This window comes from Acinetobacter sp. UBA3025, assembly GCF_002367915.1.
Classification (GTDB): domain Bacteria; phylum Pseudomonadota; class Gammaproteobacteria; order Pseudomonadales; family Moraxellaceae; genus Acinetobacter.
Window position 1 is genome coordinate 1 of the sequence record NZ_DFDO01000151.1, and the last position, 6,909, is coordinate 6,909.

11 protein-coding genes and 1 pseudogene are annotated in these 6,909 nt (G+C 34.8%); 4 read left to right on the plus strand and 8 right to left on the minus strand.

All coding sequences use genetic code 11. The annotated features are described in order from the left end of the window. Nucleotides 1-5 precede the first annotated feature (5 nt). A complete protein-coding gene (locus B4J23_RS06375) occupies nt 6-473 on the minus strand; it encodes a DIP1984 family protein (RefSeq protein ID WP_291359394.1) in 468 nt (155 codons plus the stop codon). Nucleotides 474-710: 237 nt separating this feature from the next. Between B4J23_RS06375 and B4J23_RS06380 the strand changes: the two genes are divergently transcribed. Further along, nucleotides 711-1,100, plus strand: a complete 390-nt coding sequence (locus B4J23_RS06380) for a tautomerase family protein (protein WP_180070474.1) — start codon at nt 711-713, stop codon at nt 1,098-1,100. A gap of 71 nt (nt 1,101-1,171) precedes the next feature. Here B4J23_RS06380 and B4J23_RS06385 read toward each other — a convergent pair whose 3' ends face one another. The 3 genes from B4J23_RS06385 to arsC all read right to left on the minus strand — a co-directional run bounded on the left by B4J23_RS06385 (nt 1,172) and on the right by arsC (nt 2,789). Next, the gene (locus B4J23_RS06385) at nt 1,172-1,474 is read right to left on the minus strand and encodes a helix-turn-helix domain-containing protein (protein WP_001140620.1); all 303 of its coding nucleotides are present in this window, start codon (nt 1,472-1,474) and stop codon (nt 1,172-1,174) included. Nucleotides 1,475-1,505: 31 nt separating this feature from the next. Then, entirely contained in the window at nt 1,506-1,823 is a 318-nt protein-coding gene (locus B4J23_RS06390) for a type II toxin-antitoxin system RelE/ParE family toxin (RefSeq protein ID WP_291359412.1), read from the minus strand. Nucleotides 1,824-2,360: 537 nt separating this feature from the next. Then, nucleotides 2,361-2,789: an arsenate reductase (glutaredoxin) gene (gene arsC / locus B4J23_RS06395; RefSeq protein ID WP_004647748.1), complete on the minus strand. Its 429-nt coding sequence runs from the start codon at nt 2,787-2,789 to the stop codon at nt 2,361-2,363. An 82-nt stretch (nt 2,790-2,871) separates the two neighbouring features. On the opposite strand from arsC, the gene B4J23_RS06400 reads away from it, so the two are divergent. Together B4J23_RS06400 and arsB are read left to right on the plus strand one after the other, a co-directional pair. After that, the gene (locus B4J23_RS06400) at nt 2,872-3,186 is read left to right on the plus strand and encodes an ArsR/SmtB family transcription factor (RefSeq protein WP_004781105.1); all 315 of its coding nucleotides are present in this window, start codon (nt 2,872-2,874) and stop codon (nt 3,184-3,186) included. A gap of 4 nt (nt 3,187-3,190) precedes the next feature. Beyond that, nucleotides 3,191-4,231 carry an ACR3 family arsenite efflux transporter gene (arsB, locus tag B4J23_RS06405; protein ID WP_004647746.1) on the plus strand — a complete coding sequence of 347 codons (1,041 nt, stop codon included), beginning with the start codon at nt 3,191-3,193 and terminating at the stop codon, nt 4,229-4,231. A gap of 82 nt (nt 4,232-4,313) precedes the next feature. Here arsB and B4J23_RS06410 read toward each other — a convergent pair whose 3' ends face one another. After that, nucleotides 4,314-4,607 (minus strand): type II toxin-antitoxin system RelE family toxin, encoded by a 294-nt coding sequence (locus tag B4J23_RS06410; RefSeq protein ID WP_262738921.1) that lies wholly within the window; start codon nt 4,605-4,607, stop codon nt 4,314-4,316. Further along, nucleotides 4,597-4,842 (minus strand): type II toxin-antitoxin system RelB/DinJ family antitoxin, encoded by a 246-nt coding sequence (locus B4J23_RS06415; RefSeq protein WP_000246755.1) that lies wholly within the window; start codon nt 4,840-4,842, stop codon nt 4,597-4,599. The genes B4J23_RS06410 and B4J23_RS06415 overlap by 11 nt, the downstream gene beginning before the upstream one ends. A 158-nt stretch (nt 4,843-5,000) precedes the next feature. On the opposite strand from B4J23_RS06415, the gene B4J23_RS06420 reads away from it, so the two are divergent. Then, a complete protein-coding gene (locus B4J23_RS06420; RefSeq protein WP_180070478.1) occupies nt 5,001-5,429 on the plus strand; it encodes a hypothetical protein in 429 nt (142 codons plus the stop codon). Nucleotides 5,430-5,620: 191 nt separating this feature from the next. Here B4J23_RS06420 and B4J23_RS06425 read toward each other — a convergent pair whose 3' ends face one another. Together B4J23_RS06425 and B4J23_RS06430 are read right to left on the minus strand one after the other, a co-directional pair. Next, nucleotides 5,621-6,343 (minus strand): hypothetical protein, encoded by a 723-nt coding sequence (locus tag B4J23_RS06425; RefSeq protein WP_078194509.1) that lies wholly within the window; start codon nt 6,341-6,343, stop codon nt 5,621-5,623. 184 nt (nt 6,344-6,527) lie between these two features. Beyond that, nucleotides 6,528-6,909: pseudogene (locus B4J23_RS06430) on the minus strand (hypothetical protein); the annotation flags it as partial.

The window sequence follows — 6,909 nt, forward strand, 5'->3', positions numbered from 1 at the left end:
GGCGTTCAGCGGATGCTTACAATCAAATCAATTTTCCAATTATTCGACTGAATTAACACGTTTAAATCACGTAATTTAAGACTAATATCATCAGCTTGTTTTTGTAATGATGAAACTGGAATAACTTTATGCCACTTTATTTCCCGCGTACTATAACGATCAGATTCACGAGATGTATTACTTATTGCTGCAGTTAGGGTTTTGTGCTGTTCTACAAATTCATCACGCAAAGTCAATAAAGCAAGTAGAGAACGGCCATCATCTAATTTTGTTAAAGCATTAGTTTTATGAATTGCATAACTTAATTTTTGAAATTCTTGAATTAAAGAAAATACTTGTTTTAGTAGTTCATTTGGATCTTCAGATGGTTGATCACCATCTTGTACCAATACATTTGCATTGATACGTTGTTTTAGTGAAATAATTTTTTTTTGTTGATCACTTCGAAGTAAGAGAGCTTCTGCTAATTTCATTTTTCACCTATTAACCAATTAGAATTAAGTTTTAAACAGCTTATATCCTCATTCTTTAAAGATCAAAAAAATTGCTTTTTTATCTAACTAAAAGGTGTCTACAAAATCGGTAGCTATTCATTTTTTAAATTTTAAGCCTAGACCAGAGTCTAGGTTTTTTCATTTCGTATAACAGCCATTATCTTAAATGGGAGGGGGAGATTAAGCTAAAATTAGGGTTTTAATTTAGAGAAAGTAATGTCTCAGATAAAAATTTATGCTTTAGATGAAACTATAGAATTACATCGTGATAATTTAAGTAAAGCTATCCATCAGGCTTTAGTTAAAGAATTAAAATACCCTGAAGAAAAAAGGTTTCAACGTTTTATTCCACTAGAATCCAAAAATTTTATATATCCAGCAGACCGCAGTGCATCTTATATAATTATTGAAATTTCCATGTTCGATGGACGAACAAAAGAGACTAAAAAAGCATTTATTAAGACTCTATTCGAAAATATAAACAATCTATGCGGTATTGATTCAAATGATGTTGAGATAACTATATTTGAAACTCCTAAAGAAAACTGGGGAATTAGAGGGGAAAATGCGGATGAACTACAGTTAAATTATAAGGTAAATGTTTAAATTTCATAAAATTAACATAATAGACGTTATACGAATCTAAAAATGGGAGCCTATAGCTCCCATTTTTATTGTTAAACGTTGAATCCTATATGTTTTCCTGTTGGAAGCTCTACATCAATACGGAGCTTCCCACCCATTGCCTCAACATACTTTTTCATGGTTGAAATCTTAAGATCATTGCCACGATTTTCTATTGCTGAAAGCGATGGCTGTTTTATTCCCAAAGTTTCAGCAAGCTCTTTTTGAGAAATTTCGAGTTCTTCACGAATAAGATGAAGCTGATTTTCTAGCAGTAATTCATCTGCCATTTTTTGAATACGGGCTTGGCTCTCTGGAGAGCGGCTAGCTAACAATTCTTGCAGAGTCTTAGCCATTAGATTTATCTCCTAGGGTGGTGAGATGAAGTTAGTATTGTTCATCTGCAATATCCAGCATGTCTTTATAAAAACGCTTTTTACCGCCTTTATCAGCAATACATAGAACAATAGCCTGTCGTAAGGGATCAAATGCGAAAAAAGATCTTAAGGGTCTACCGCGATGTTGAACACGCAGTTCTTTCATATTGGTAAATTTAGACTCATACACAGTATCTACTAAAGGACGGCCAAAACTCGGTCCCTGCTGCTGTAGAACAACCAGGGCAGCTAGGACCTTCTCTTGTGTCGATTCATCTTGCTGTTCAAGCCACTGATTAAATAGATCTGTCGTAATGACTGTCCACATACCACAACCAAAATATAGATTATAGTCTATATTTTAAGGGCATTATGCTTGTTTTTGCAAATGAGAAAGGATAAACAATAAAAAACCCCGGCATCCTGCCGGGGTTTTTCGTATTGGTTCGCTCGGTATAACTCCTGTCGTACCTTACAGTCCTTGTGCTTATCTCTTGTTATTCTTGTATGGAACTTCCTGTTCCCGATGAGTTCATCATAGGAAAATTCCACTGTCCCAGGTAGCCGCAAAGGGCCGAGATTTATGTACGCCAGAGCGTACAAAATAGCCTAAATTTTATCCACAAAAAATGTGGATAATTTTAAGCATTCAAGCATTGATAAAATTTAAAAAATCGCAAAATCGACTACTTTTTAAACAAATTTATTGGCAAGAACTATCAAAACTGCTCATAAAAAAGCCGACTTGTTTCAAAATCGGCTTTTTGCTGATTTTTTAGTCATGACTAAATTTTTAAGTAGTTGATATTTGTATTAATATACAAGTGTATTGCGTATAACCGCCATTATGTTAAATGAGGCGGATTTATTTAATCCGCTTACCATTTTCATCGATGATTATTTCACCATCTTCTTTGGTAAAAGCTCCTAATTGAGGTGCAGACAAAATATCTAAAACGAGTTCAGATGGTCTACATAGTTTTACCCCCAGTTCAGTCACAACAAATGGACGGTTAATTAAAATTGGATACTCCAGCATAAACTGAATAAGCTGCTCATCTGTCCAGTGTTGCTGATCCAACTTGAGCGTTTCAAAAGGTTCCACGTTTTTGCGAATAGCTTCACGTACAGAAAGACCTGATTTCTCAATTAAATTAATGAGTTCACTTTTACTTGGAGGGTTGAGAAGATACTCAATAACTTCAGGTTCTTCTCCGGTATTTCGAATTAGCGCCAGTGTATTTCTTGATGTTCCGCACGCTGGATTATGATAGATCTTAACTTTTGATGACATTGGACTTACTCAGGACTTCATAATATTGCATTTATATATGGATATGCGTATATTCGCAATAGCATATATTAGAGTATAGATTATGGATCAAGCAGATTTCTTTAAATGCCTATCTGACCCGACACGTCTAGATATTTTAAAAATTATTTTAGAAAGACAAAATGTATGTGTTTGTGAAATCACAGAAATATTACAACTGAGCCAACCTAAAATTTCTCGTCACTTGGCTTTACTTCGTAACCTTTCAATTTTGCTAGATGAGCGCAAGGGACAATGGGTGTATTACCGATTAAATCCTGATTTACCAGAATGGGTAAATGCAGTGTTCAGTGTTTTGAATGCTGAAGTATTAAATAAATCTACGAGCAACTTATCTATCTCTATGCAATGCGAGTAATTCAATGTCCGCATCAAAGCTCTCATTCTTAGATCGAAACCTAACTCTATGGATTTTCATTGCCATGGCATTAGGCGTAGGTATTGGGGTGTTTTTCCCTCAAACATCTGTTGTATTAGATCAATTAAGCATTAATTCAGTGAATATCCCTATCGCAATAGGGCTTATTTTGATGATGTATCCACCACTTGCCAAAGTTGACTATGCAACCTTGCCTAAAGTCTTTGAGGATAAGCGTACCCTTACATTATCTCTTATTCAGAACTGGGTCATTGCACCTTGCTTAATGTTTGGCTTGGCCATTATTTTTCTGCACGCCTATCCTGAATATATGACTGGCCTAATTCTCATAGGCTTAGCTCGATGTATTGCGATGGTCCTCGTCTGGAATGGTTTGGCATGTGGGGATAATCAATATGTTGCTGCCTTGGTTGCGTTTAACAGTATCTTCCAGATCTTGTTCTTTAGTACTTATGCTTGGTTGTTCTTGACCTTCTTACCGCCATTCTTTGGGGTAGAAGCACAAATCATTGATGTAAGCTTTTGGACCATTACCCATGCTGTTCTGGTTTATCTAGGTATTCCATTCTTACTTGGTTTTTTAACCCGGCTGATTTTAGTCAAACAGAAAGGTTTGGATTGGTATCAAACTAAGTTTATTCCAAAGATTAGCCCAATCAGCCTTATTGCGCTTTTATTCACGATTGTAGCAATGTTCAGTCTTAAAGGTGGTGAAGTGATTAGCCTTCCTCTAGACGTGCTTAGAATCGCTATTCCTTTGACGATCTATTTTGTTGCAATGTTCTTCATCAGCTTCTTTATGAGTAAGTGGATGGGTAACGATTACCCTAAAACGACTGCTATTTCCTTTACTGCGGCAGGCAATAATTTTGAATTAGCACTGGCTGTAGCGATTGCCACTTTTGGATTAGCTTCACCTGTAGCTTTCACAACAGTGATTGGACCGCTTGTTGAAGTGCCTGTATTGATTGCCTTAGTGACAGTTTCGCTATGGCTTAGAAAAAAAGTTTTTAAAGAAGTATGAATCAAAAGGGTATTTAGATTTCCTAAAATTAACATAATACACCTTATACGAAGGCAAAAATGGGAGCTATAAGCTCCCATTTTTAGTCTTTAATTCGCTTTTTCGCTTCGTCATAAACTATGCTATGAGCTCGTTTTCCGACGGTAATGAGCAGGATAACTACCTGATCATCTTTAACTTGATAGACAAGTCGGACACCAGCTTTTAATAATTTGATTTTATAGCAACCTGCAAGATCGCCTCTAAGCATATTCTTTGGAATATGTGGCTGCTCTATGACTTTGGCTAGTTTCTTTTTAAATTGATCTCGTATAGCAACAGGGAGTTTTTCCCATTCTGCTGTAAAGTCCTTGTGACGTAAAAGCTTATAAGTCATCTAATGTGACTTCCTCAAACATCTCTTTAGGATCATTAATGCGCTTACGGACAAGAGCTAATAATTCTTCATCTTCTTCCGAAAGCAAAGCTTTTTTGACAGGCAGTTTCCCAGTCGTAGCAACATACTCAAGAATACTAGTGAAGAAATCCGTAGGTGCAATACCTTGCTCTTTAAGGATTGAATAAGATTTTTCTTTAAGGGCTTCATCGATCCTGAAGTTAACAGTAGCCATCATATTTCCCAAGTATTTAATGTACTAGGAATAGTGTAATGCAAATTGCATTACAAGTCGACTTTGCATAATAGCCATTATGTTAAATAGAATCAAAAAACCTCCAATAAAATCGTTATAGTATTATTGTTTATTGAGTAGATAAGAGAATTAAATTAGTGAAATACTCAAATGAAAAAATAGTAAAAGCTCTCTTACTTTCTCCTTTACCACTACTTTTTTTCACAGCAGTCCTGTTTATCGTAATGAATCAGGAATACAGCCTATACTCGATTTTAGTGGTTCTTGTAGGGCACGGTCTTGTCTACTTGGCTTATTGTATTTTGACTGTACCTTTCAGCTTCATATTCTCAATTCTTTTAAATCGTTATAACAGTCTTAATTTATTAACTATCTGTATTGCCTCTATAATTATTGCTACTCCATTTTTTATTCTTTTTGGATGGAGTCACACAGGAGAAATTTCGAAAGAGTGGTGGAAGATGTATACAGATACATGGACTATCTTTATGGCTCTATTTCCTGGCTTATGTTATTGGCTATTTCTGATTAGCCTAAAAGATAAGAAATCAAAGAATATTGAATAAACCATTGCATAGAGATTCTTAAATTTCCCTAAAATTAACATAATACACGTTATGCGAAATTAGAAAAATGAGTTTATTGCACTGATATTTATCTGTTTTTTAAATTTTAGACCTGGGTTGGTGCTCAGGTTTTTTTATTGCGTATAACCACCATTATGTTAAATAAGAAAATTAGTAATTTATTTCTTATATTATTTATAGGCAGTATTATTAACCCACAATCCTAGCTTCGTAATAAAGCAAGTATAATCATCCTCAACGTCAAAGCTGTAAGTTTTTAATCGGAATGTCTCTGAGAGAACGTGAACACTTTCACCATTAACACATATTGGACTAGGTACATTATCATCACCTATACATTCGATAGGTCCTTCTAAGCCATATTTGATAAAAGTAAAATATTCAACATTTTCAATATCAAAACCTTTTTTATCCGCATTAAATATATTGCTAGGATGGTAACTTCCAGCCACATTTTCCATACTTGTTTTTCGTAATGGATTCACCATAAAAACAAGACCAATGATTTCTTGATCAGATGTTTCTATAGCTTGACCGTTCTTCAACTCATCCAAGCGCGTCCATCCAATATTCTTAACCCAGAATGTCTGATTAGACCTCAGCATATTACTGACCATTTTTCCTTTGCGAGAAAGTTGCAATAATTTGCTTTTATTTAATTTTGATAAATCTGTATTTGCTTTAATTTGGAAATAGGTTAGCTCCCAAATCTCACTATTCTCACAAGTAGATATTCTTATAACAGGTTTATAGCATAACTCTCCGTCACCATTTTTTGGCTTTGACAGTACTAAATCTCCGACTTTAATGTTCTGAATGGCGATTAAACCTTTGTCTGTATTTATACGTGTTCCAGCAGGAAAACCAGCCCCTGAATTAAGATATGAGTCCATAAGTCTCTCTTATATTTTTAATTTGATGATTAGTGAGCTTTCCTAAAATTAACATAATACGCGTTATGCGAAATTAGAAAAATGAGTTTATTGCACTGATATTTATCTGTTTTTTAAATTTTAGACCTGGGTTGGTGCCCAGGTTTTTTTATTGCGTATAACAGCCATTATGTTAAATGGGGAACTATTTAGTTAGTTTTTGAGGTGATGGAGCAGAGTTCCATGTACCTAATAAGCGCCAAATTGCACTATCTATCTCTTGCCATTTGTCCCAATTATTTAAATTCGTTTCCCACTGAACCCATATACCGCCATATTTATTGGGCTCATAACTCTCTCCTCTAATTTGAACAAATCGATTATCTACCGTATTTTCTAAAGCAACTACATCCAATAAAACACCAGCAACATTCTGTTCTTTGGATTTCCCATAACAACCATAGAAATTATCAGCCACTTTTTTTGGGTAACAAGTCAGACCATATTTTTCAAATTTTGAATTTTTCTTAAAAAATTCTTTCCTTTGTAAAAATGTCTTATATGTGTCGTAAGCATCCGCTGAACGC

Bases quoted from the DNA above. Each gene is read 5' to 3' on its own strand.
- B4J23_RS06415 (WP_000246755.1), bottom strand. From the start codon at position 4,842: ATGGCTACTGTTAACTTCAGGATCGATGAAGCCCTTAAAGAAAAATCT.
- B4J23_RS06400 (WP_004781105.1), top strand. From the start codon at position 2,872: ATGGATCAAGCAGATTTCTTTAAATGCCTATCTGACCCGACACGTCTA.
- B4J23_RS06380 (WP_180070474.1), top strand. From the start codon at position 711: ATGTCTCAGATAAAAATTTATGCTTTAGATGAAACTATAGAATTACAT.
- arsC (WP_004647748.1), bottom strand. From the start codon at position 2,789: ATGTCATCAAAAGTTAAGATCTATCATAATCCAGCGTGCGGAACATCA.
- B4J23_RS06390 (WP_291359412.1), bottom strand. From the start codon at position 1,823: ATGTGGACAGTCATTACGACAGATCTATTTAATCAGTGGCTTGAACAG.
- B4J23_RS06410 (WP_262738921.1), bottom strand. From the start codon at position 4,607: ATGACTTATAAGCTTTTACGTCACAAGGACTTTACAGCAGAATGGGAA.
- B4J23_RS06425 (WP_078194509.1), bottom strand. From the start codon at position 6,343: ATGGACTCATATCTTAATTCAGGGGCTGGTTTTCCTGCTGGAACACGT.
- B4J23_RS06385 (WP_001140620.1), bottom strand. From the start codon at position 1,474: ATGGCTAAGACTCTGCAAGAATTGTTAGCTAGCCGCTCTCCAGAGAGC.
- arsB (WP_004647746.1), top strand. From the start codon at position 3,191: ATGTCCGCATCAAAGCTCTCATTCTTAGATCGAAACCTAACTCTATGG.
- B4J23_RS06375 (WP_291359394.1), bottom strand. From the start codon at position 473: ATGAAATTAGCAGAAGCTCTCTTACTTCGAAGTGATCAACAAAAAAAA.